This window comes from Bombella dulcis (genome assembly GCF_026385505.1).
GTDB lineage: Bacteria > Pseudomonadota > Alphaproteobacteria > Acetobacterales > Acetobacteraceae > Bombella > Bombella dulcis.
Map to the genome: position 1 here is coordinate 398,053 of NZ_JANIDV010000001.1, position 23,806 is coordinate 421,858.

The 23,806-nt window shown below is 54.6% G+C and carries 24 protein-coding genes and 1 tRNA gene; 9 read left to right on the forward strand and 16 right to left on the reverse strand.

Going from position 1 to position 23,806, the window contains the following annotated elements; translation table 11 throughout:
- Positions 1 to 32 precede the first annotated feature (32 nt).
- From NQF87_RS01810 to NQF87_RS01835, 6 genes are all read right to left on the reverse strand, one after another.
- Positions 33 to 389, reverse strand: coding sequence for a site-specific integrase (locus tag NQF87_RS01810; protein WP_266126708.1), 357 nt, complete (start codon positions 387 to 389; stop codon positions 33 to 35).
- A gap of 7 nt (positions 390 to 396) precedes the next feature.
- Positions 397 to 1,437, reverse strand: a complete 1,041-nt coding sequence (locus NQF87_RS01815; protein ID WP_266126709.1) for a DUF6538 domain-containing protein — start codon at positions 1,435 to 1,437, stop codon at positions 397 to 399.
- 80 nt (positions 1,438 to 1,517) lie between these two features.
- A tRNA-Ser gene (locus tag NQF87_RS01820) sits at positions 1,518 to 1,608 on the reverse strand.
- Between the two features lie 31 nt (positions 1,609 to 1,639).
- Positions 1,640 to 2,287, reverse strand: a complete 648-nt coding sequence (locus NQF87_RS01825; RefSeq protein ID WP_266126710.1) for a phosphoribosylanthranilate isomerase — start codon at positions 2,285 to 2,287, stop codon at positions 1,640 to 1,642.
- Positions 2,284 to 3,003, reverse strand: coding sequence for an orotidine-5'-phosphate decarboxylase (gene pyrF, locus NQF87_RS01830; protein WP_266127031.1), 720 nt, complete (start codon positions 3,001 to 3,003; stop codon positions 2,284 to 2,286). Before pyrF ends, NQF87_RS01825 begins: the two co-directional genes overlap by 4 nt.
- A gap of 10 nt (positions 3,004 to 3,013) precedes the next feature.
- On the reverse strand, positions 3,014 to 3,346 hold the full coding sequence (locus NQF87_RS01835) for a LapA family protein (protein ID WP_266126711.1): 333 nt from the start codon (positions 3,344 to 3,346) through the stop codon (positions 3,014 to 3,016).
- 233 nt (positions 3,347 to 3,579) lie between these two features.
- Between NQF87_RS01835 and NQF87_RS01840 the strand changes: the two genes are divergently transcribed.
- Genes NQF87_RS01840 through NQF87_RS01855 form a run of 4 tightly spaced genes read left to right on the forward strand, consistent with a single transcriptional unit; the run spans position 3,580 to position 9,932 of the window.
- Positions 3,580 to 6,786: a glycosyltransferase family protein gene (locus NQF87_RS01840; RefSeq protein ID WP_266126712.1), complete on the forward strand. Its 3,207-nt coding sequence runs from the start codon at positions 3,580 to 3,582 to the stop codon at positions 6,784 to 6,786.
- Positions 6,755 to 8,194 (forward strand): M20/M25/M40 family metallo-hydrolase, encoded by a 1,440-nt coding sequence (locus NQF87_RS01845; protein ID WP_407651977.1) that lies wholly within the window; start codon positions 6,755 to 6,757, stop codon positions 8,192 to 8,194. The genes NQF87_RS01840 and NQF87_RS01845 overlap by 32 nt, the downstream gene beginning before the upstream one ends.
- A gap of 3 nt (positions 8,195 to 8,197) precedes the next feature.
- On the forward strand, positions 8,198 to 9,217 hold the full coding sequence (gene pdxA, locus NQF87_RS01850) for a 4-hydroxythreonine-4-phosphate dehydrogenase PdxA (RefSeq protein ID WP_266126714.1): 1,020 nt from the start codon (positions 8,198 to 8,200) through the stop codon (positions 9,215 to 9,217).
- A gap of 19 nt (positions 9,218 to 9,236) precedes the next feature.
- Entirely contained in the window at positions 9,237 to 9,932 is a 696-nt protein-coding gene (locus tag NQF87_RS01855) for a pyridoxine 5'-phosphate synthase (protein ID WP_266126715.1), read from the forward strand.
- Positions 9,933 to 9,984: 52 nt separating this feature from the next.
- Here NQF87_RS01855 and NQF87_RS01860 read toward each other — a convergent pair whose 3' ends face one another.
- Complete coding sequence (locus tag NQF87_RS01860) at positions 9,985 to 10,695, reverse strand: hypothetical protein (protein ID WP_266126716.1); 711 nt, start codon at positions 10,693 to 10,695, stop codon at positions 9,985 to 9,987.
- 138 nt (positions 10,696 to 10,833) lie between these two features.
- Between NQF87_RS01860 and NQF87_RS01865 the strand changes: the two genes are divergently transcribed.
- Positions 10,834 to 11,058 (forward strand): DUF3126 family protein, encoded by a 225-nt coding sequence (locus NQF87_RS01865; protein WP_266126717.1) that lies wholly within the window; start codon positions 10,834 to 10,836, stop codon positions 11,056 to 11,058.
- A gap of 72 nt (positions 11,059 to 11,130) precedes the next feature.
- On the opposite strand, the gene NQF87_RS01870 is transcribed toward NQF87_RS01865, so the two are convergent.
- The 3 genes from NQF87_RS01870 to NQF87_RS01880 are packed head-to-tail and all read right to left on the reverse strand — an operon-like array spanning position 11,131 to position 16,084.
- Entirely contained in the window at positions 11,131 to 12,900 is a 1,770-nt protein-coding gene (locus NQF87_RS01870) for an aminopeptidase P family protein (RefSeq protein WP_266126718.1), read from the reverse strand.
- A gap of 47 nt (positions 12,901 to 12,947) precedes the next feature.
- Positions 12,948 to 13,874: a 50S ribosomal protein L11 methyltransferase gene (locus NQF87_RS01875; RefSeq protein ID WP_266126719.1), complete on the reverse strand. Its 927-nt coding sequence runs from the start codon at positions 13,872 to 13,874 to the stop codon at positions 12,948 to 12,950.
- Entirely contained in the window at positions 13,871 to 16,084 is a 2,214-nt protein-coding gene (locus NQF87_RS01880) for an ATP-dependent helicase (protein ID WP_266126720.1), read from the reverse strand. Before NQF87_RS01880 ends, NQF87_RS01875 begins: the two co-directional genes overlap by 4 nt.
- Before the next feature lie 99 nt (positions 16,085 to 16,183).
- Between NQF87_RS01880 and NQF87_RS01885 the strand changes: the two genes are divergently transcribed.
- Together NQF87_RS01885 and NQF87_RS01890 are read left to right on the forward strand one after the other, a co-directional pair.
- Positions 16,184 to 16,807: a JAB domain-containing protein gene (locus tag NQF87_RS01885; RefSeq protein ID WP_266126721.1), complete on the forward strand. Its 624-nt coding sequence runs from the start codon at positions 16,184 to 16,186 to the stop codon at positions 16,805 to 16,807.
- A 67-nt stretch (positions 16,808 to 16,874) separates the two neighbouring features.
- The gene (locus NQF87_RS01890; RefSeq protein WP_266126722.1) at positions 16,875 to 17,450 is read left to right on the forward strand and encodes a JAB domain-containing protein; all 576 of its coding nucleotides are present in this window, start codon (positions 16,875 to 16,877) and stop codon (positions 17,448 to 17,450) included.
- Here NQF87_RS01890 and NQF87_RS01895 read toward each other — a convergent pair whose 3' ends face one another.
- The 4 genes from NQF87_RS01895 to rpmE form a co-directional block, all read right to left on the reverse strand.
- The gene (locus NQF87_RS01895; RefSeq protein ID WP_266126723.1) at positions 17,451 to 18,587 is read right to left on the reverse strand and encodes a 5-(carboxyamino)imidazole ribonucleotide synthase; all 1,137 of its coding nucleotides are present in this window, start codon (positions 18,585 to 18,587) and stop codon (positions 17,451 to 17,453) included. It abuts the gene before it with no gap.
- Positions 18,584 to 19,078 (reverse strand): 5-(carboxyamino)imidazole ribonucleotide mutase, encoded by a 495-nt coding sequence (gene purE, locus NQF87_RS01900; RefSeq protein WP_266126724.1) that lies wholly within the window; start codon positions 19,076 to 19,078, stop codon positions 18,584 to 18,586. Before purE ends, NQF87_RS01895 begins: the two co-directional genes overlap by 4 nt.
- 19 nt (positions 19,079 to 19,097) lie before the next feature.
- Positions 19,098 to 19,709 (reverse strand): DUF1013 domain-containing protein, encoded by a 612-nt coding sequence (locus NQF87_RS01905; protein WP_266126725.1) that lies wholly within the window; start codon positions 19,707 to 19,709, stop codon positions 19,098 to 19,100.
- A 256-nt stretch (positions 19,710 to 19,965) separates the two neighbouring features.
- Positions 19,966 to 20,193, reverse strand: coding sequence for a 50S ribosomal protein L31 (gene rpmE, locus NQF87_RS01910; RefSeq protein WP_266126726.1), 228 nt, complete (start codon positions 20,191 to 20,193; stop codon positions 19,966 to 19,968).
- Positions 20,194 to 20,429: 236 nt separating this feature from the next.
- Between rpmE and mscL the strand changes: the two genes are divergently transcribed.
- A complete protein-coding gene (gene mscL, locus NQF87_RS01915) occupies positions 20,430 to 20,882 on the forward strand; it encodes a large conductance mechanosensitive channel protein MscL (RefSeq protein WP_266126727.1) in 453 nt (150 codons plus the stop codon).
- A 158-nt stretch (positions 20,883 to 21,040) separates the two neighbouring features.
- Positions 21,041 to 21,196, forward strand: coding sequence for a hypothetical protein (locus NQF87_RS01920; protein ID WP_266126728.1), 156 nt, complete (start codon positions 21,041 to 21,043; stop codon positions 21,194 to 21,196).
- Between the two features lie 88 nt (positions 21,197 to 21,284).
- Here the strand turns inward: NQF87_RS01920 and secF are convergent, their stop codons facing one another.
- On the reverse strand, positions 21,285 to 22,211 hold the full coding sequence (gene secF / locus NQF87_RS01925) for a protein translocase subunit SecF (RefSeq protein ID WP_266126729.1): 927 nt from the start codon (positions 22,209 to 22,211) through the stop codon (positions 21,285 to 21,287).
- A gap of 5 nt (positions 22,212 to 22,216) precedes the next feature.
- The gene (gene secD / locus NQF87_RS01930; protein ID WP_266126730.1) at positions 22,217 to 23,755 is read right to left on the reverse strand and encodes a protein translocase subunit SecD; all 1,539 of its coding nucleotides are present in this window, start codon (positions 23,753 to 23,755) and stop codon (positions 22,217 to 22,219) included.
- Positions 23,756 to 23,806: the final 51 nt, after the last annotated feature.

Sequence of the window (23,806 nt, forward strand, 5' to 3'; positions counted from 1 at the left end):
CTTCAGCTTCTGATAAGCCTTTCCCGTATCGTTCATATGTCTCGCCCCCACGATGCCCAAAAAACCTTATTGGATAATTCTAAGCCGATATTGGATGCAGAAAGCATTTGCCTAAAATGATGACGGAATGAGTAACTAATTAAGTCTAGGTCATCTGGGAAAACAGTGCGGATTGTACGGTTTAACGCAGTTAAGAAAGCCCCTTCAGAGCGGATACCTCCCTTGTATGATGCTGCATGAATAAGCGGTAAGTTCTTTCTTTTTTGTTCTGCCGCATATTCTAAAAAACCAAGCTCTTTTAATTCGTCGATGACTGGAATTAGCCGAGATGCATTCGCCGTCTTAGTTCCCGCTTCTCTCAAATCTATGCAGGGAACAGAGCCAACCATAACAAGCTCAGATGGGTGCTTTTATGATCTCACCACCACGCGCCCCAGTCATTGCCAATACAATAGCAAGCCACCAACGTGGACCTGTCTCTCGATCTGGAAATGTACTGGAATTAAAGAAATACTTTAGCTCCTCAAGAGTGAAAGAACGCCGTTTATCTCGTGATCTTTTCTCATCAAGCGTTTGCTTACGGGGCTTCACAAGCTCAAATCCATCATCATGAAGATAGGCTTTACTAATCGCCCAACGCAAAAATGTTTTAACCTCGCCAAGCTGACGTTGGATGGTCTTGTAACTTAATGGTTGATTAGATCTTTCGCTGACAAAATCCCGAAGGAAGTTGGCAACATCAACAAGATCTCCTTTATTGATCCTATTGAGAGGCTTCTTTTTCCAAACACGTTCAAGATATGAAAAAGTCGTTTTCATTCCTGTAATACTTTTGGCTGCATACCCCGGATTATCTTTCCAGAATTCTTCAAGATAATCCTGCCAAGGTTTCTCGTGTGATGAGGTAGGAGGGAAGTCGTCAAAATCATACCCGTGATCAGCAAAAGCTTGCCTTGCCCGTAAATCGCCTTCTTGAACAAGCCTCGCAATAGCGTCGGGATCTTTAAGAGTAAAAGGGCTTGCGGATGCCCCTGGCTGGCCCGCATTTAACATTGAACGTACCTTGCAGAGCATTCTGGCTTGCTTTGCATTTGCTTCCCATAAGTTTCGAAACTCTGGAAGACTGAATAATACAAGGAATTGGATGCTTTTCCTAAGCCCATCATATTCAGGGATTGGCTGAACCTCTCCCATTACAGAATCACGTAAGCGATTAATAAATTCTGCTTGATCAATGAGATTGGCATTCTTAACGCAATTACGGAATGTATCTAGCACATTGGGCATTCTATCGCGCGCGAGACTTTTGTCCGTTGTTTGTAAAGAGACAACAACTTCCTTGCCAAGCGGATCAATTGCATCGGCAGGAACTCGCAACCGAAAATAATATCTATTACGACGCTTAATAATAAAATTGGGCACTGAATCTTTTCCCATGATCAACGTGTAACACAAACGCGTGATACGAGGGAATTCTAGATGCCCAAAAATCGCAGTTTTCTAAGAAAAATAAATTCTGGCGGAGAGAGAGGGATTCGAACCCTCGGTACGCTATTAACGTACACACGCTTTCCAAGCGTGCGCCTTAAGCCGCTCGGCCATCTCTCCGTCGGGCGTTGAGGAGACGATACCATCATTTCTAATGGGTGCAAGCCCCTTTCTGAGAATTTTTTACAAATTTTTCAATGAGAAGAGCCGATTTGATGCCGGGCCGCTCTTCGACACCAGATGAAACATCAACGGCACGGGTCTGGCTGGTCCGTACGGCATCTGCCACATTCTCGGGTGTCAGCCCACCAGCAAGCAGCCAGGGGGCAGGGGCCTGCCATCCGCTGGTCAGAGTCCAGTCAAAGATACGTCCCAGACCACCAGGGCGGGTGTCGCCCTCCTGGGCTGGAGCTTCAATGACGTAACCATCCAGTGCATCAGAAACAGGGAGATCATGTGTCCGTGAGATTCCACGGGCAAGCCAGACAGGACGGCCGGTCCGTGCCTGTAATGTGAGAGCTGTGGCCTCATCTGTATAGAGCTGGAGGATGTCGAGAGGGACATGGCGCAATGTTTCTGCGATCTGCTCATGAGTCGGTTTCACGAACAGGCCTACACGAAGCGGTCCCCCCTCATTGGGCACTGGAATGGCTGCATGGAGGTCTGCGGCCTGTTCCAGCTTCACGAAGCGGGGAGAGGCGAGGTGGAAGACCAGTCCCACCCATCGTACGCCCAGCGCAGCGCAGGCCTGCATGTCCTCGGTGCGGGTCAGGCCGCAGATCTTGACGCTGACTGTCACGGAACAGCCGTCCGCAATTCATCCTGGATGGCCTGTGCCGCAGCCGCAGGATCGTCAGCCCGGGTGATGGGGCGTCCCACCACGATCCAGTCAGCTCCGGCCCGTGCGGCCTGCGCTGGCGTCATGATGCGTTTCTGGTCATCAGTGCTGCTGCCCGCAGGACGGATGCCGGGCACGACCAGTTCCGGTGCATCGCCCAGGGCATCCCGCAGGGCGGTGATCTCATGGGCGGAACAGACAAGCCCGTCTGCGCCGGAACGGACGGCCATGCGCCCCAGACGGACCACTTCATCCAGAGGCGTGGCATTGATGCCGACTTCGGCAAGACTCTGCTCGTTCATGCTGGTCAGGATGGTAACGGCCAGCAGCCTGGAGCGACTGTCGTTCCCCTCGAAGGCTTCCTCCAGCATGGCCCGGGAGCGGGCGATCATCTTAGGGCCACCAAGGGCATGAATGGTCATCAGCGCAGGATGAATGGGAGCCAGGGCCTTCAGGCCGGAAGCGACCGTATTGGGAATGTCGTGCAGCTTCAGGTCAAGGAACAGCTCCTGCCGGGCAGACAGTTTCTTTACGGCGTCCAGTCCACAGGCATAGGTGAATTCAAGCCCGAGCTTGATGGCGTCTACCCGGCCTTCCAGCTCCGTGGCCCAGCGGGACGCCTGCTCGTAGGAGGAGGTATCCAGCGCAGCGATGAGACGGGTGCGATGGGATGGCATGGTGGACATCTTACTTCTGCGGGGCGGCTGGAGCCGGTTCTGCTGCCGGTGCCGTGCTGCCCGCCTTGAGCTGGTCCAGACGCTGATGGAGTTCGATCAGCTGTTTCTGGGACGCACGAAGTTGTGATTCAGCCTTGCGGGCACGACGCCGCTGGCGGAACTCGCCCGTCAGGCCCAGAAGCAGGCCCAGTACGAGGGAGGGCACCGACAGAAGTGCAATGAACTTGCCCATCTTGATGGAGAAGCCAAATGAGGCCAGCCAGATGGTGGTGTCATCCAGATTGCTCATGGCAAAAATGGCCGCGAAGGCCAGAAAAAGAACAATAATCAGAAGTCGTATCATGAGGCTATTCCTATCCTGCCTCGTAGCAGGGGACAAGATGGACGAAGGAACACGGAGCGTCTGCCCGGTGCTGGTGGATTTTAAAAGAACTGTTCCTTCCTGTCATCTTGAGGTGTCCCTCTTTTCGTGAAGTGAATGAATATAGTGTAGCTGCTACGCTCCCTAAGGGAGCCGTTTTCTGATATTGAACGGGACCATATCTTCTTGATAGTTGATGGACTGGTGGGGGCGGTATGGGTACAGACAGGACTTTTTTCGGGGCGATTACGAATGACCGGGCGAAGACTCCTCTCTGGTACGGGTTTGATGTTGCTTGGTACCGTCGTCGCTATGCCCGTCAGTTGGCAGAATCAGGACTGGATGATGCCCGGCTGACTGAAAGCTGGGAGGCGGATGAGGGGGGCGATGGTACGTCTCCCAACCGGTATTTTGATGAAGAATGGTACCTGAAGACATATCCCGATGTCCGGCGGAGTGTGCAGGACAAGGGCATTTTCCGCAGCGGGTTCCAGCATTATGTGGATGTCGGGTGCCAGAGCTGTGCAGGACACTGGCTTTTCTCTGCGGAATATTACCTGAAGGAAAATTCCGATTACGGACTGAGAGCCATACGGAATGCCGGTCATGTCAATGCGTACGACCACTTTCTATGTGTCGGCGATTTTGATTTCAGGTCTCCGCACCTTTTCTTTGATGCCGAGCTGTTCATCCGTGAGTGCCTGAGGCGGGACATTCCTTTTGATCCGTCCCGGGGAGCTTTCTCCCAGTATCTGTCTCTTGAAAATCCGGACATGAGGACGGTGCGGACGTCATGGTATTTCGATCCCGTCTGGTATCTTGAACAGTATCCTGAAGTCGCTGAACTGATGGAAGCGGGACAGTTCACCAGTCCACTGCATCATTATCTGGGCTGTGATGAGCCTACCCGTTACAGCCCCAGCCCGTATTTTGATGAGGAGCATTACCGGACATATTATCCGGACATTGCCGAGGCGGTGGAAAAGGGCCTGTTCCGCAATGGCTATGCCCATTTCATCCGGGCAGGGATTGCCGAGCAGCGCAACCCGTCCACTGCTCTGGACATGAAGGCCTTCATCGGGACGCTTGATCTTCCTGAAGCCCTGAAGCAGGCCCACGTGGATAATCCTTTTCTGCTCTGGACCATGCAGCAGGAAGGAAGAGTGGCCGTCACTGTTCCTGAGTCGTCTGTCACCGCAGCCAACACGCTGGCCCTGAGGAAGGTTGAAGCCGGGCTGCCGTCTCTTTTCCGGCGGCCTCTGCGTTTTGATCCTGTTGCATCTTCTTCGGTCCGGCTGAGTGTCGTCCTGTTCTCACAGGGCAATTATCTGCTTGATATTGCGACGCTGATCTCGCTGAGGGCGCAGGGCCTGTCGGGCATGCAGGTCATCGTGGCCAGTACGGGTAACGGGCTGGCGCGGCAGCGGCTCGGTCAGGCAGTGGAAGGCGGCATAAGCTATTTCACCAGTGAGGAGCTTCTGTCGCAGGCACAGCAGCTGCAGAGGATCATGCCTCAGTTACAGGGAGAGCGCATCCTTCTTTTGGAGGCTGGCATGCAGCTGCTGCCCATGGCCCTGGTGTCTGCCATGTCAGCCATGATGAAAGACCGGACCGGTGGTACCGGCAGAATCGTGACAGGTACCAGCAGGGTGCTTGAGGCAGGAAGTGCCGTATGGCGGGACGGGAGCATTACATGCTGTGGGCAGGGGGAGACGATACAGTCACAGTCTGTCAGTTTCCAGCGTACCATAGATGCGGTGCAGGGCGGATTCCTGTTCTGTCATCGGAAAGGATTGACAGAGGCCCTGAACTATCTGGACGGGCATATGGCAGAGCCTTTCTTTGCCTGCCTTTCCATGGCCCTGCGTGTAAAGGGTGAAATCCTGTCTTACTGGCCTGCCGTACAGGCCAGAATGCTGAATGCGACAGTAGAGACGTATGCGGCAGGAGATGAAGGGAAAGAGGCCATACGGCGTCTGTTCCCGGTGTCCCTCTCCACGCAGGCCATTGCACGGGAAGGTTCCATGACTGCGGGAGGCAGTCGCCCCAGTGTCATGATGGTTTTCCCTCATCTTCCGCGGCTTGAGGAGGGTGGCCCTACCCGGAGGATCATGCAGCAGATCGAAGCATTCCGCTGGCTTGGCTGGCGTGTTCTTGCCGTCGGTCTCGACAGGGGGGATGAAGACCGGCTTGTCGTGCCACACGATTATCCGGCGGATGTTGAATGCTGGCGTGGCGTACGGGACTTTTCTGCTTTCCTGCGGGAACGGCAGATGGAGATAAAGATTCTCTGGCTTGGGGGAACGGATGTTCTGTCCCGGCTGGGGCCGGTTCTGGCGTCAGGGGACTGTGATTTTCGGGGAAAGGCCCTGGTCCTCGATACGGTCAGCCTGAAAGGAGTTGGTCTCAGGGCTGTTGAAGAGCATATGAGGCGGCTTGTCGGAGTGGTGGACCGGCCGGAAATTCTCATGAGGGACGCCCGGGCGGAGCTGGATCATGCATGGCTCTGTCAGGGAATCATCACGGGGGATGCACAGGAGACGGCTCTGCTGCGTCAGCTGGGCTATGGCAATGTCATGCATCTTCCCTATGCTGTGTCGCTTTGTCCCTTTCTGGTAGAGGATGATTTTGCACGACGCCGGGGGATACTGTTTCCCCTTTCCATCTATCGGGCTGGTGACGCTGGACATGATGGGTTTGACTGGTTCTGCTTTTCCGTCATGCCGGACATGAGACGTCATTTTGGTGAAGACATACCCGTTGGGGTTGGCGGGTATCATCACCCGGTGGTCGATCTTGGATTCTACGAACGTCTGGCCTCCCTGGAGGGGCTGGCCGGGAAGAATGCCCTGCTAACCATGATGCAGCAGTGCCGTGTTCTTGCTGACCCATCACGGGTACCGTCCAGACAGGCAACCGAGGTTCTGGAAGCCGCTGGGCAGGGAATTCCGGCCGTGCTGAGCAGTCCCCAGCTGGAGCGTCTGGGCTGGAAAGACGGTGAAGAGGCCTTGGATGGAGGATTCAATGATCCCAAGCGTTTTGCCGGACAGCTGATCCGTCTGTATGAGGAGCCGGAGCTGTGGAATGGATTGCGGAACAGGGCCTATGAGGCTGTCCGGAAAAGGCATGATGACAGTCATCTCCATGAAGCTTTCGGGCGTTTCGTGGAAACGCTGTTCGACAGGTCAAATAGGACGGAACGTCCTTTTGTGGAGGAAAGCACGTTCCGGCGCAGGGTGTTTGCTCCTGCCCCTCTGCGGATCACGCTGAAAGCGGTTGTTGAGCCGTCTTCTGCTGATGGTGCCGCTGGAGATCAGGAAAATGCTGAGTCGGAAGATGAGTTCATGCCATTGCCCACCCATCTTGGCGTGACGCTGCCAGAAGAACATCATGAGCAGAAGGAAGAGGTTGAGCGTGACTGAGAAAACGGCAGCCGTTCTTCAGTATGTGGATGCGAATCGGAAAGAGGCACTGGAGCGACTCATGGCTCTGCTGCGTATTCCCAGCATTTCCACACAGAAGAACCATAAGGATGACTGTCGCCGGGCCGCAGGCTGGCTGGTTGATGAGCTTCAGGGGCTGGGCTTTACGGCCAGCCTGAGGGAAGTGTCCTGGGCTGAGCCGGGGCATCCCATGGTGGTGGGGCATGATGAGGATAATGCCGGGAAGAAGGATGCCGGGCAGACGCATGTTCTCTTCTATGGGCATTATGATGTTCAGCCGACAGACCCTGATGCGCTCTGGCAGACGGACCCGTTTGAACCCTGTATCAGGAAGGACGGGGAAGGGCGTGAAGTCATCGTGGCCCGTGGTGCCAGTGATGACAAGGGACAGGTGATGACTTTCATTGAGGCCTGTCGTGCCTGGAAGGCGGTTCATGGTGATCTGCCTGTCGCTGTGAGTTTTCTGCTGGAAGGTGAAGAAGAGTCTGGTGGCGAGAATCTCCTGCCATTCCTCAGGGCGAACAGCGAGGAACTGAAAGCGGATGTGGCCCTGATCTGTGATACGGCGATGCCTGACCGGCAGACACCTGCCATCACGACGTCCCTGCGTGGAACGGTTGCTGAAGAGATTGAGCTGGTGGCGGCCCGTCAGGACCTCCATTCAGGCATGTATGGCAATGCGGCGGCCAACCCGGCGTTTCTCCTGTGCAGGATCATCAGCGGTCTGCGGGATGAAACAGGGCGGATTACGCTGCCCGGTTTTTATGATGGCGTGAGCATACCGGATGAACGGACACGCCAGCAGTGGCGGCAGCTCTACCCCGATGATTTGGCTCTTCTGGGAGAGGTCGGCCTCTCTCGGGCCGCGGGGGAGCAGGGGTTCAGTGCCATTGAGCAGACATGGTGCCGTCCCAGTTTTGAGGTCAATGGCATCGGAGGGGGCTATCGGGATGATGGCTTCAAGACGGTGATTCCGGCACGGGCTTCGGCGAAACTGTCTTTCCGTCTGGTGCCGGGGCAGGACCCGCTGAAAATACGGGAGGCTTTCCGGGCCTATGTCCGCAGGAGCCTGCCGGACGATGTCAGTGTGAACTTCATCTCTCACGGTGCATCGGCTGGTTTTGCCGTGAGCCGGGAGAGTGCGTTTCTGCCGGCCACGCTGTCTGCCCTGAGTGAAGAATGGGGAAAACAGGCCGTGACGACCGGGTGTGGCGGCTCCATTCCCGTGGCTGAGGAAGTACGTGACGCTCTCGGCATGGATGCACTCATGGTCGGTTTTGCGCAGGCTGACGACCGGATTCATTCTCCTAATGAGCAGTACGGCCTTGAATCGTTCCATCGTGGGATACGGTCCTGGGTTCGCATATTGGCGGCTCTGGCCCGGTGAAACATGTGGGAGCGTAACATAACCCTGCCTCTGGCCCTGACCATGGGCGATCCTGCTGGCATTGGGCCGGAACTGGCATGGCGGACATGGCAGCATCTCAGGGACAGTGAACGTGTCTTTTTCTGGATTGGTGATCCTGCCCTTCTGGGGCCTGACCTGCCCTATAGGGTGATCCGGCATCCGTCAGAAGCGGTGGCCTGTTTCTCGGAGGCTCTGCCAGTCCAGGAAGTGATCTGTCCGGAGCAGGTCCGCCCGGGTCAGCCTTCTTCAGGGAATGCAGCGGCTGTCATCAGCAGCATAGAGCAGGCCGTGAGGCATGTTCTTGCAGGGGATGCCGGAGCTGTCGTGACGAATCCGATCGCCAAGCATGTTCTGGCGGCAGCCAGTTTCCCTCATCCGGGGCATACGGAATTTCTGGCGGCCCTGTGTGATACGGTCGGGCAGGAAGTCATGATGCTGGCCTGCCCTGATCTCAGGGTGACGCTGACGAGCATTCACGTTTCTCTGAAGCAGGCTGTTGAAACCCTTTCGGCAGAGCGGATCATGAGCGTAAGCCGACTGACCGCAGTGGCCCTGCAGCGTGATTTTGGCATCCGTCAGCCAAGGCTGGCCATCGCCGGGCTGAATCCCCATGCAGGGGAGAATGGCATGATGGGTGAGGAGGAAATCCGGATCATCAGGCCTGCCGTCGAGGCTCTGCGTGGAGAGGGCATGACGGTTCTCGGTCCCATGCCGCCGGATACCATGTTCAGTGCGGCGGCCCGTTCCCGCTATGATGCCGCCATATGCCTGTATCACGATCAGGGTCTGATTCCGGTCAAGACGCTGGACATGGCAGGAGGCGTGAATATCACGCTTGGTCTGCCCATCATCCGTACATCGCCTGATCACGGCACGGCCTTCGACATTGCCGTGAAGCCGGGAGAGACGGGACAGGCCAGCATCTCAAGCCTTTTATCGGCTCTCGGGATGGCCCATAATATGGTCCGTCAGCGTGCTGCGTATGATGCGCAGGCCATATGAAGAGGGAAAGGAACGGCTCATGATCCGTCTGGGTATCAATGTTGACCATGTTGCGACATTACGGAATGCGCGGGGTGAGCATTATCCTGACCCTGTCCGGGCGGCTGAACTGGCTCTGGAGCATGGAGCCGATGGCATTACGGCTCATCTGCGTGAGGATCGTCGCCATATCCGGGATGAGGATGTCAGGCGGCTCCGTGCTCTTTCGGCTCCCCTCAATTTTGAGATGGCTGTTACGGATGAAATGGTGGACATGGCCTGTGCCCTCAGGCCCCATGCCTGCTGTCTTGTTCCTGAACGGCGGGAGGAGCTGACGACGGAGGGAGGGCTGGATGTCATCGGGCTGCGAGACAGTCTGGCACCGCGTGTGGCCCGTCTGCGTGACGCTGGCATTCGCGTGTCGCTCTTCATTGATCCGGAGCCAGAGGTGATCCGGACCGCAGCGGCTTTGGGAGTTCCTGTCATTGAACTGCATACAGGCTCCTATGCCCTGGGTAGAGAAGGGGAGCTGGAGCGACTGCACGAGGCGGCCCGCATCGCTGCTGAGTGTGGGCTGGAGCTGCATGCGGGGCATGGCCTGACCTATGAGAATGTCTCACCCATCACACGGCTGCCCGGTCTCAGGGAGCTGAATATCGGGCATTTCCTGATCAGCGAGGCCGTGTTTGTCGGGCTTGGGGCCTCGGTACGGAAGATGAAGGACCTGCTGAGCTGAAGAGGTCGGAGAATGGGGGAGGCTGCCTGCATGCAGGACGGCCTCACCTGTCTCAGCGGTGGTATGTGGTTATGATCGGGAGACCGTTATCCCCCTGATACAGGTTGATCAGGCCGTTATTGCGGCGCACCTTGGGGATGGACCCATCTTTGGGAGCGGGCTGGATGAGAGGGTCGCCCGGTTTGTGGTCGTAATTGGGGACGAATTTCCCGGACTTGTCCGAGTATGTTGCGTCTGTCCGCTGGTCTTCCGTCGGCATGGAATGGAATGCGGAAATCGGTCCCATGGGCCAGATGCCCGGAGCATCACGCATTGTCCCTTCGGGCTGCCGTGCACAGCCACGGGTGATCATGGAGCAGATGCCGTCTTCGCCGATATATTCATCATCATCTCCGGCATAATGGACCTCGGAAATGCGGTCATGATCGATACGCACGAGCATGCGACATGCTGAACCCGGTTTGCCGAAAAGCTGCTGGTATCCATTGATGACATCGGGGATGTTGATGGGGAAAAGGGACGTACCCTGCGTGCTGCTGACTGTCGCAACCGAGCGGCTGATATCGTACTCCCAGATGGCGACATCACTGCTCAGCGTCTTGGTGGAATTGGGTGCCCCTGCACAGGCCTGGAGGTCATATGTCGTCATGCCCACCATTTCATACTGTGCCTTGTGAGCCTCGAGAGCATCCCAATACCCGCAGGCGGACAGGCCGAGGGGCAGCATACAGGTAAGCCGGTACAGGATTTTCCGAAACGTCATTCTCTCTCCATGAGGGCAGAAAGGCTGGCTGTGCGGGGATGCTCTACCATGTTTTTCTTTCTGCCAGAAAGATGGGTTTTAGTATTAAGACCGATGAGTTAGAAAAGAGAAAGATTTTCTCTTTTTGGAGGGTGCCTTATGGCCGATATTTCCACTGCTGAAGTCCACCGTTTGCAGAAGGCATTGCGGCGTCTTCTCGGCTCACCTGAACTGACGGTGGAAGTGCCACCCCGTAAAGGCATGAGCGTGGAAATTGCAGTGGCTGGCGAGGTTGTCGGAACTGTTTATCGGGATGAGGATGAGGGCGAAGTGTCCTATGCCGTCAACATGACAGTACTGGAAGAGGACCTGCCTCCTGCCTGAAGATATGTAGTTCCGTTGATCAATGCCTATCCCTCTCATCCGGTCATGATGAGAGGGATTTTTTTATGAGTGTCAGCTTAGAGGGGCGCAGCACCGTTCAAGCCACGGATGAAGCTCTTCCTCCAGCAGAGGACGGAGTGTCTCAAGGACCGTGGCGTGGTAGTGGTCAAGCCACTGACGTTCTTCCGTGGTCAGTTGATTCACGTTGATCAGTTTACGGTCGATGGGTGTATGGGTCAGGACTTCAAACTCCAGACAGGGGCAGGGTGAATCCTTCAGGGAGCTTTCCCGGACCAGAAGCAGATTTTCGATGCGGATGCCATAAGCTCCGACCTCATAATAACCGGGTTCATTGGAGAGGATCATTCCCGGCACAAGCCCGGTGGGGCGTGGAGCCACCGAGATGGACTGGGGGCCTTCATGGACGGAGAGGTAACTGCCGATCCCGTGACCTGTTCCATGGTCAAAGTCTAGCCCCAGATTCCACAGTGCAGAACGGGCAAGCGTATCCAGCCGGTATCCCGGCAGTCCTTTCGGGAAACGCTGACGGCTGAGCGTGATGTTTCCCTTCAGGACGGCGGTGAAAGCCTGTCTGATGGCAGCGGGAGCCTCGTCTGGTCCATTCCAGATCGTACGGGTGATGTCTGTAGTGCCGAAGGGGTATTGGGCACCGCTATCCACAAGATAGACGCTGTTGGGCTGAAGGATGCTGTCCCGTCCCTTTTCAGCCCGATAATGGGGATAGGCCCCGTTAGGGCCAGCTGCTGAAATTGTCTCGAAACTGGGGCCTCTGTAATCGGGAGAGAGGGCGCGGAATGCTTCCAGTCTGGCCGTCAGTTCGGTTTCATGGTGTCCCGTTCCATGCTGTTCCAGCCAGTGGAGGAAGCGGGCCATGGCGATGCTGTCCAGTCTGTGGGCCTGACGGTTGCCGTCCTGTTCCACCTTTGACTTGATGGCTTTTGGCAAGGTGCAGAGATCATTTCCGTCAACGACATGGGCACCGGCCCTGCCCAGAATCATTCTGAACCAGATGGGTGTTGTTGCAGGGTCCAGCCGGATGGTCTTGCCGGAAAAGCCATTCAGGGCCGTGATGAGGCTGGACGCCGGGCAGGGGCGGATGCCTGTATCTTCGGGAGCATCGAGGAAGCGTGACGCATCTGCAAAAATGTCGGCGGTACCACCGGCATGAAGGATGCCATAGGCGTGGGCTACGGGGGTCATGGAGATATCGTCCCCCCTGATGTTGAGCAGCCATGCGAGTGACGGGCAGTCCGCCAGAATCATGGCATCCTGCCCAGCATCACGAAGCTGCTGCGCCAGACGGTCTCTTTTGTTCCGGCTTGTTTCGCCAGTGAATTTCAGAGGGTGGTGATGGATCGGTCCTGCCGGGGCGGCAGGCTGGTCGGGCCAGGCAAGATCGATCGGGTTTTCATCAAGAGGAACAAGCTGCACTCCGGCAGTCTCCCATGATAAAAATTCTTTCTGACTGGTCAGTTTCGGATCATAGCCAATGCGCACCCCCTGCGCTTTCTGGGCGAGCCACTGCCGTGGTGGGATCTGTCCTCCATGATGGGTCTCCCACAGGGAGGCAGGAGCCTGTTCAGCCATCTGTACGGTGTAGCGGCCGTCCGAGAAGACACTTCCTTCTTTTTCCAGAAGGATGGCCAGCCCTGCGCTGCCGGTAAAGCCCGTCAGCCACGCCAGTCTTTCAGCATGGGGGGCAACATATTCCCCCAGATACTCGTCACCTCGTGTGACGATGAATCCTGAAATGGACAGTCTGCTGAAATGTTGACGGACAAGGGCGGGGCGTTCTTCCAGAGGAACAGACGACAGGGACATGAATACACCAGCAAGTGACAGTCAGGGGAAAAGGCGGCTGGGGAAGCTCAGGCTGGCTTCCGGAGAATAAGCGTACTCCACGGTCCCTCCTTGAGCTGCTTCTCAAGAACCAGACCCTGCCTCTGATGGGCGACCAGTACCATGCGGGCCTGTGTATTGAGCAGGCCTGCCAGAATGGCTGTGCCTCCGGACTGGAGATTGCTGGCAAGGTCCCTGGCCATGCGGCAGAGAGGACGGGCCAGGATATTGGCGAAAACCAGATCGTAAGGGGCTTTCTGCCTGACAGTTTCAGTATGCCAGCCATTGCCAAAACGGCAGTCCAGCAATGGTCCAAGACCGTTCAGACGGGCATTGGAAGCGGCAACACGGACTGACCACGGTTCTATGTCCACGGCCAGGACGGGACGGTGGAACAGTCGGGCAGCGGCCATGGCCAGAATGCCGGAACCGCACCCCATGTCCAGAATATGACGGGGGTTGCGATGAGCGATCAGCTCCAGTGCCCGCAGGCAGCCACGAGTTGAACCATGCTCGCCTGAACCGAAGGCAATGCCGGCATCCAGTGTAATGTTCAGTCTGTTGGAAGAGGGGGTGTCTTTCAGATGTGTGCCCCGGATGCAGAAACGGCGGCCCACATATTGCGGTGGAAAGGCTTCCTGAGTACGGGCAAGCCAGCCCTCGGCTTCGGTATCCTGACGGTGGAGTGGCGTTTCAACGCCTGTCATGGCACGGACGAGGGCCAGAGCATTGTCCAGCTCTTCCTCATTCTTGCCTTTTTCTTTTATGGCTTCCAGCCGCCAGTAACGCTGTTCGTCATCTTCCTCGAACATGCCTACGGTATCGCAGACACCCAGCAGAGCCTGTTCAAAAAGCGGCACATGAGCTTCTTCAACGACGATGGACAGTGTTTCCAGGGCACGGGCATGTCGAGAGCCGATATGGGAGGGGGCAATGAGGTTTTGTCTGCTTTTCATGATATAATCTCCACGAAACCGGCCATGATCCGTTTCAGACCGATATTTTCAAAATTAATGGACAGCCGGTCACCTTCCACATTGATGACGACACCTTCGCCATAACGGTTATGCCTTACTGTAGCACCAATAGGAACTGCCGGTCGGGAAGGGGAAATAGTGGAACTGCGCTGTCTTGTAGGAGAACGGAACTGACGATTGAAAAATGTCTGGGGCTGCTGATTCTGTCTGGATGAAAGGACGGTCCGGATGATCTGATCTTCAGGAAGTTCATCAAGAAAGCGGCTTGGTATGGAATCTTGCCAGTTGGCATAAAGTTTTCGATTATTAGCATACAAAATAACCACACGCTCACGAGCACGGGTAAGTCCAACATAAGCCAACCGCCGTTCTTCCTCCAGAGCCTGATTGCCTCCTTCATCCAGAGAACGCTGGGAAGGGAAGAGACCCTCCTCCCAGCCAGGGAGAAAAACAGTTGGAAACTCAAGCCCCTTTGCAGCATGTAACGTCATGAGGCTGACTTTATCCTGATCGTCTTCACGACTGTCAGTATCCATGATCAGGGCAATATGCTCCAGAAAAGCTTCCATTGTGGGAAACTCTCCAATGGCACGCAACAGCTCACGAATATTATCCAGTCTCCCGGATGCTTCCACCGTCTTAGGGTCATCCCGCCACATGGCAAGATAGCCGCTGTCCTCCAAAACCATGTCTGTCGCAATGACATGCCCTTCTTTGGTAACTGTCTCCCGTGCCTTCATCAGGACAGTCATCAGCTCCATAAGTGCGACAGATGACTTGCCCTTCAGAAGTCCTCGTTCCAGCTGATGCTGAAGTGTCTGCTGAAGAGACAGGCCTATCTCTCTTGCCGCTACCCGTAATTTGGAAAGAGCAACATTACCGAAACCACGTCTGGGAAGATTGACAATCCGTTCAAAAGCCAGATCGTCAACCGGATATAAAACAGCCCGCATATAAGCAATGGCGTCCCGGATTTCAGCTCTTTCATAAAAACGAAGACCACCAATGATCTGATAGGGAATACCCATACGGACCAGAGCCTCTTCAAAAGGGCGCGTCTGAAAGCCGGCCCGCATAAGAATGGCTACGGAGCCATAAGTATGACCCTGCTTATGAAGATCATAAATGCGGCTTCCTACAACCCGGGCTTCATCATCTGAATCAGGTGTATTAATGACTTCAATCAGTTCTCCGTCTTCAGCTGCCACTCCGGGGCGTAGAACTTTACCCAACCGTCCTTCATTATGGGTGATAATCTGCGAAGCCACATTCAGGATGCGAGGTGTAGAACGGTAATTCTGTTCAAGGCGGATCACTGCTGCACCGGGAAAATCCTTTTCAAATCTCAGGATATTCGCGATGTCCGCTCCACGCCATGAGTAGATGGACTGGTCATCATCACCGACACACGCAATATTGGTAGGTGTTCCATCCTGTTTTTTGGCCAGAAGACGTAGCCAGAGATACTGGATGGTATTCGTATCCTGATATTCATCTACCAGAATATACCGGAAACGTTTCTGGTATTGTTCCAGAACGTCAGGATGTTGGCGGAGAACTGTCACCATATGGAGCATCAGGTCTCCAAAATCACAGGCATTCAATTCTTTCAGTCGTGTCTGATAGGATGCATAGATGGCTCTCGCCTGTCCGTTTGCCAGTTCTGGAACCTGTACTGGCGTGATGGCATCAGGAAGAAGAGCCTGGTCTTTCCACAGCTGAATTTGATGCATGATCTTGGCGGGAGGCCAGCGTTTCAGATCCAGATTCCACGGTTCCATGACCTGTTTCAGCAGACGTATCTGGTCATCCATATCCAGGATGGTGAAGTTCCGCTCCAGCCCGACCAGAATTGCATGCTGACGTAACATGCGGGCACAGAGAGAGTGGAATGTCCCCAGCCATAAGCCTTCCACTGGTCGCTCAAGAATGCTGCTGATGCGTTCCCGCATTTCCCGGGCCGCTTTATTGGTGAAAGTGACCGCCAGAATCTGTTCCGGCCAAGCCAGTTTTTCCAGAATGATATGAGCAAAGCGTGTTGTCAGAACACGTGTCTTGCCTGTTCCGGCACCCGCCAGAATGAGCAGAGGCCCCTGTGTGGTCTCCACAGCCAGACGCTGTTCTGCATTCAGGTCATCCAGATAGTCAGGACCAGAGGGCGAAAAACGGGGGGAAAAAAGATCATCCATCACGATTATCTGGTATAATGCGCACCATATTCAATGGCTAGGACATAACCTCCAGTTGTGAAAAAAGCGGTTTCACCAAAACAGGGACATAGGGCACGCATGAGGGAACGCATCCTTGTTCATGGTGCTGAAACCCTGGCCGATTATGAATTGCTGGAAGTCCTGCTGTTCTATGCCATTCCCAGACGGGATACGAACCCACAGGCTAAAGTATTATTGTCGGCTTTTGGATCAATCGGAAAGCTGTTGCAGGCATCTTCCGAAACACTGGAGCAATACGGCCTGAGCAGGCGTCTCATATCCCTTCTGGAGCTTCCTGTTCTGGCAGCACGTTCCCTGATGGAAAGCGATGATGATACACCTCTTCAGTTGAGCAATGCCGAAACTTTGATGAATTACCTGAAAGGGACGCTACATAGGATGGAAAAGCCGGTCATCGGACTGATCTGTCTGGACAGCAATAATGGCCTCATTGCGGAAGAAACATTTCCGGCTGAAAGCAACCTTCACGCTTATCATCGCGCAATTGCTCAGTATCTCCTGTCATGTCACGCTACGGCAGCCATCATTGCCTATTATCATCCACGAAGCCCTGCGACAGCTCTCGCTCCCGAAGTGCGTGGGTTGAAACAGGCACTTCAGAGTCTCAGCATCACCCTTCATGAAAGCATCCTGATAGGGGAGGGGTGGTATGTCAGCATGAATGAGACAGGACTACTGTAAGATTGTGACAGTTCCTTTACACGCTGTCTCTTTGAAACAGGTTTTCCAGAGAATTGCATCATTCGTCGTGTCTGAAGATGATGCACAGGAGAAATTGACGAATGATCTACTGAAATATCATTCGTCCTTGTCCCAACTGATTTTTTCCCAGCCATCAGACAGAAGTCACATACCGAAAGATAATGTCTCACTGGCTGTTTTCTGTATTGTACTGAAAGAACTGGCCCATCGATATGGGCGTTCCCTGTTACCCGAAGGCGATCTGCTTGAACAGCCTGAGCTGCTAAGAGATTATCTGATGGTTCATATGGCCAGAGAACGTGTGGAACAGTTCCGTTTGCTTTTTCTTGATGGAAAGAATCATCTCATCCGGGATGAAGTGCAGGGACGTGGAACAATCAACCACGTACCGGTCTATCCCCGCGAAATCGCAAAACGTTGTCTGGAGCTGAAAGCTGCCGGAATTATCATGGTGCATAATCACCCGGCTGGACAGCCAAACCCGTCCAGAGGGGACATCATCATGACCCAGAATATTGAGATGGCTCTGAAAGTCATAGAAGTAAAACTGATTGATCATCTGATCATTACAAAAAAAGCCCAGACCAGCTTCCGCCAGCTTGGGCTTCTCGGTGCTGAGTAATCAGTCCTCAAGTCTTGGCTGATAATGAGACAAGACCATGTCGCCAGGCATACCTCCACGAGGGAATATACGGTTTACATGTCCCATCTTACGGCCAGGACGGGCTTCTTCCTTACCATAGAGATGAATGGACGCATTTTCTTCCTGAAGCAGTTCAGGAAGAAGGGCCATGTCATCTGGACCGATGAGGTTGTGCATATAGGCATCTGAATGACGCCGGGCAGGTGGCAGAGGTAGCCCAGCCACAGCGCGGATATGCATTTCAAACTGGTCCACTAGACAGGCATTCATGGTCCAGTGCCCTGAATTGTGAGGACGCGGCGCAATTTCATTCACAAGCAGATCGCCATTCCGTTCTTCGAACAGCTCCACGCCCATGATGCCCACCAGGTTCAGCTTTTCCGCCAGTGTGGCGGCTAGCGTCTGCGCCTTCTGGGCCAGTTCCGGCATGATGGGAGCAGGAACTATCGAGGCACGCAGAATACCCTGACGGTGATGATTTTCCGCCACGTCAAAACAGCGGATGGTGCCATCCGTACCACGGGCAACCATCACGCTGATCTCACGGGCAAAGTCAATCTGCTGTTCAGCTACCAGAGGATAAGGGAGACTTTCCGCTTTCTGAAGAATCCCCTGGAAGGCCGTTTCGTCAGGAAGACGGAACTGGCCTTTTCCATCATACCCAAAACGGGTTGTCTTCAGGATACAGGGAAAACCGAAAGCAGGCAGTGACCGTAAATCATCTGGGGAGGCGATTTCCTTCCAGGGGGCAACAGGAAGGCCATACGAACCCAGCATGGTTTTTTCAGCGATGCGGTCCTGGCTGATTTCCAGAATATGACCGGATGGATGCACAGGACAGAAACGGGACAGATGGCTTAGACCCGCTGTGCTGATATTCTCAAATTCAAAGGTGATGACATCGCAGGAACGGGCAAATTTTTCCAAGCAGGCAGGATCATCGTATGATCCCACCGTAAAGCGGGCTGCTGTTTCTGCTGCGGGGCTGGGCTGACTGTCTGAAAGGATATGAACCTCATATCCCAGTCGTGACGCTGCTACGGCCGACATGCGACCAAGCTGCCCACCGCCAACAATGCCGATCCTGGCTCTTGGCTTCAGTGCTGTGACCGTCATCCGACAGGTACCTCTGCGACAGAGGCTGTCTGTTCGGCACGGAAGGTGTCCAGCCGTTCTGCCACCTGTTCATTAATGAGAGAAATGACAGAGGCCGCCAGAAGAGCCGCATTGATGGCCCCAGCCTTCCCAATAGCCAGTGTACCAACCGGAACACCAGCAGGCATCTGCACGATGGAAAGCAGGCTATCCTGCCCTTTGAGCGTCCTGCTTTCTACAGGAACCCCCAGAACAGGCAGGGATGTCCAGGCTGCGCACATTCCAGGAAGATGGGCCGCCCCACCAGCACCGGCAATGACAACCTTCAGTCCCCGTTTGCGGGCTGTTCTGGCATAGTCAGCAAGACGGTCCGGTGTTCTGTGGGCGGAGACGATCCGGGCTTCGTAAGAAATTCCCAGTTTCTCTAGCATTTCACAGCCATGCCGCATGGTTTCCCAATCGGACTGGCTGCCCATGATCACACCGACCAGAGGTGTTGATGAGGCTTTCATAGTGTTTTGCTCCGCCTTCTCAGAAACTGCTGCCTGTCTCATCGTGAGAAGGGAAAAGACTGTTTGGATCAAGTTCCCCGTGATCTTCCTGAAGGGGTTTGCCTTCCCGGACGAGACGATCATTAGCTGCCTGTACAGCAGCGTTCAGGTCCGTCTGCGTGCAGAGGCCAAGGATGACCGGATCACGGGGCTTGATATTGGTGCTGTTCCAGTGCTCACGGTTGCGTATCTTGGCAATCGTATCCTTGGTCGTACCCAGAAGGCGGACGATCTGTGTGTCATTCAGCTGTGGGAACTGACGCAGTATGAAAGCAATGGCATCAGGACGGTCATGCCGTTTTGCCACCGGGGTGTAGCGTGCACCTTTTGCACGACGGGCTACAGGATTGGGCGTGGCAATCAGTTTGAGGCGGGCAGAAGGATTGGCCTCGCAACGCTTGATCTCGGCCGCGGTAAGCTGATTGTTCTTGATGGGATCATAGCCATTGATTCCACCGCCAACTTCACCGTCAGCGATGGCCTGAATTTCCAGCGGGTGCATGCCACAGAATATGGCTATCTGATCGAAGGTGAGACCGGTTTTTTCAATCAGCCAGACGGCAGTTGCTTTTGGCATCAGTGGCAGGGTCATGTGAACGTAGTCCTTTTTGCAGAGCGGGTATATGGTCCGGCATCTGGCAGGGCCCGGGCCACTCTGAAAAAGAATCACCCGCCACCCTCGTGAGGGGCGGTGCCTGCAACAATGCACGACATTGCCACCAAAATGCTCCAGAGAGGAAGGGAGGTCAAGATGGATGAGGTAGCTGGCAGCAGAAAAAAGAAACCCTCCCTTCTCCGGAATAGGGAGAGGGAGGGCTTTGCCTTGTCTGTCCTGACGGGACAGATTTTTACTTCTTGATGTTGCCGATGCCAGAGAACCGCTTGTTGAACTTGGCAACCTGTCCCCCGGTATCCAGAATACGCTGAACACCCGTCCAGGCTGGATGCGTCTTGGGATCAACGTCAAGACGCAGCTTTGCGCCGGGTTCGCCGTAGCAGGAGCGCGTCGTGTATTCGCTGCCATCAGCCATCACGACTGTGATTTCATGATAGTCGGGGTGGATGCCGGATTTCATAACATTTCCTGAATCTGAAAGAGAGAGCTCCGATACCGACCGGAGCAGACGAAGCCCTCATACAGGATCAGCCCCATAAAAGAAAGGCTAACGGTCTTTTTTTCCTGATAAGCTATAAGGTTAAGAATATCATACAGTTTTGCCATATTGTCCTCTATGATGGGGCAGGATTTACGTTGTTTATGGTAGTGTGCTGCCAGTGCATCCGTTATTCACCTTGGAAGAAGAGAGGTCATATGAGTCGTGTCAAATCACCCGGTTGGTTGACGGATTTTCACAAGTTCATCATGCGTGGAAACGTCGTGGATCTGGCGATTGGTGTGGTGGTCGGTGCTGCTTTCAGTTCCATCGTCAATAGTGCAGTCAAGGACCTTCTGACACCGGTGCTGGGATGCCTAACGGGAGGCGTGGATTTTTCCAACATTTTCATCACCTTGAAAGGACCTGTCAAAGCGACACTAAGTGAAGCTCAGAAGGCCGGGGCCGTAACCATCAATGTGGGCCTCTTTCTGAATGCTGTCATCCAGTTCCTGATCATTGCTTTCTTCATCTTCTGGGTGATGCGCCTGATAAGCAAGCTGCATCGTCAGGAGGAAGCCAAACCGGTGGCTCCACCGGAACCTTCCAAGGAGGAAGTGTTGCTGACGGAAATCCGCGATATTCTGGCTTCACGTTCGTCAGAAAAATGAAACGTTTTTCAGTCAGGGCAGCGGGCCTGGTTTTGATTGCTGGCCTGTTCATAGGTCATGTGAAGGCGGATGATTCTGCCTTCGGGGTACCTCTGTCGCCGAATGCGCACCTGTATTCTTATTTCATCATAAACGGGATGGCCCGGGGGGCTTTCCTGATGGGAACGCTTCATCAGAAAGACATGCCTGTCCTCATTCAGATGGATGAGACAACACGGAAAGCTGTCCTGCATAATCTGGATTCCCAGACGATCCGGTCGGATTTCAGGGCTGATCAGATTCTAGCCCGTTATCTCGGGCTGATCGAGAGATGAGCTGCTGACAGATTTTCTGCATATATGAAGAAGGGGGACACCGAAGTGTCCCCCTTTTTTCTTTGTTTTGATCATTTATGGAACAGGATCAGCCTTTACGCAGTCTCTTCCGGCCCATCAAAAGTAGAAGAGGGGCAGCGATAAAGATGGAAGAAGATGTCCCCACAACAATGCCGAACAGCATGACTGTTGCAAATCCTGTCAGGGTGCTACCGCCAAACAGGGCCAATGGCAAAGCAGCCAGGAAAACGGTCATGGACGTGCCCAGTGTCCGGTTCAGGGTCTCATTGATGGAAAGGTCCAGCAGTTCCCGCAGAGGCATGGTACGGTATTTGCGCAGGTTCTCACGGACACGGTCGTAAACGACAACCTTGTCGTTCGTGGAATATCCCAGAATGGTAAGTAGGGCCGCCACCATGACGAGATCGAATTCAAAACGTGTCACCACGAGAAAGCCAATGGTCTTCGTCAGGTCCAGAACCAGTGTGATAACGGCACTCAGTGCGAACTCACGTTCAAAGCGGAACCAGATATAAATTAGAATCATTCCAAGGCTGAACAGGAGAGCCAGAACGCCAGCCCGAAAAAGTTCGGAAGAAACCGAGCCACCAACGGCATCGGCGCGCTGTATCTGTACCCCCGGAATGGCCTGCACAATGATGGTACGCACATGATCCACGAGTTGCTGGGTAACATGTTCGTCTTCACCACCACGAGGGAGGTTGATGGCGATACGCATGTCCTGTGGAGAACCAAAGGTCTGTACGGACGCTGCATTAACGTGACCGGCTTTCAGTATGGCCCGTAAGTGGGCTGGGTCCTCCGCTGTGGGAGAATGCGTTTCCACGATCACGCCACCACGGAAATCCAGCCCCAGATTGAGGCCGGGTGTGAAGAACAGGACCACCGAAGCAATGGAAAGCAGGGCAGAGATGATCAGACCGGCATGACGCCCACGCATGAAGTGGATCTGTCGGTCATCATGTACGAAACGGAGAAGGGGACGAGAAAACATGGTGATCAGACCGGTAGTTCCTGTGGGCGTTTATGGGCATACCAACGGATAATCAGCATACGGGAAAGAACCAGCGTCGTGAAAAGCGTGGTGACGATACCGATGGTAATGGCCAGTGCGAAGTTTCGGACAGCCCCCGTGCCAAAGACGAAGAGCATGACATGAGCGAGGAATGCCGTGGCATTACTGTCAATGATCGTATTCGTGGCCCGCTGGAAGCCGGCCTGAAGGGCCTGAAGAGGCTTACGCCCCTGACGGACTTCTTCACGGATACGCTCATTGATGAGAATGTTGGCATCCACAGCCATGCCGAGAGTCAACAGGATACCGGCCATACCTGGCAGGGTCAGGGTCGCTTCAAAGAGTGACAGGATGGCCAGTATCATGATGAGATTGGCAAAAAGCGCAATGTCCGCATACAGGCCGAAGCGGGCATAGAACAGTAGCATGAAAAGTACGACCAGTACGAACCCCACGGCCAGACTGATCACGCCTGCATGAATGGACGCTACACCGAGGCTTGGTCCGATGCTCCTCTGTTCGACAACAGTCAGTGGAGCCGGAAGGGCACCGGCACGCAGCAGGAGAGCGAGGTCAGAAGCGGAGCGGGCCGTGAAGCTGCCCGTGATAATTCCACGCCCTGCCGTGATGGGGCCATTGATGACCGGACTTGTCAGGATACGGCCATCCAGCACGATGGCAAAGGGCTTGCCAACGTTCTGCGTTGTGATGCGGGCAAAGTCATCTGCTCCCTTATTGTCGAATTTCAGCTCGACAACCCACTGACCTTCACTCATGGTGGCTGCGGCGTCGCTCAGATTGGCCCCATCAACATCAATCCGGTCTTCAACGGCAATGCTGCCGCGATCTCCGGGCAGGGGGAGCATGGTTGTGCCTGGTCCAGCATGTGTCGGATCAGGTGAAACCAGATGGAACGTCATGCGGGCCGTCGTTCCCAGAAGAGTCTTGATGCGCTGTGGATCGCTGATGCCGGGAAGTTCCAGCACGATGCGGTCTTCCCCTTCACGGGCGATGCTGGGGTCGATGGCACCAGTGCTGTCGATACGGCGGCGGACAATTTCGATGGAGCGGGATACGGCTTCACGTGCCCGGCTACGGATGGATTCCTTTGTCAGACTGACAACAAAGCGGCCCTCTTTTTCACTGATGGCCAGCTCTCCGGGAATGGATGGTGTCAGATCATTCAGGACATTCCGATCTTTTTCTTTTTCACTTTCGGAGCGTGGTGTGATCAGGACGGAGGCCGTGACATCATCACGTTCAATATTGCGGTATCCCAGATGCGCACTGAGAAGCCCCTGGCGGATTTCACCTTCCAGTGACTGCAACCGATCATGCTGGAGGGTTTTTGTATCCAGCTGCAACAGGAGATAGGAACCTCCCCGCAGGTCAAGGCCAAGATGTACCTGGTGCCAGGGCAGGGATGGTAGAGGGGATTTCATGAAATTGGGCAGGCATAGCAGGGCACTTATCAGGCAGATACCCACAACACCTAACATCCTGAGGCGGCTGTAATACAACATAGGGGGTTAGAGAACCTCAAAAACGTGAAAATGGAGGAGGCAGAACCGATC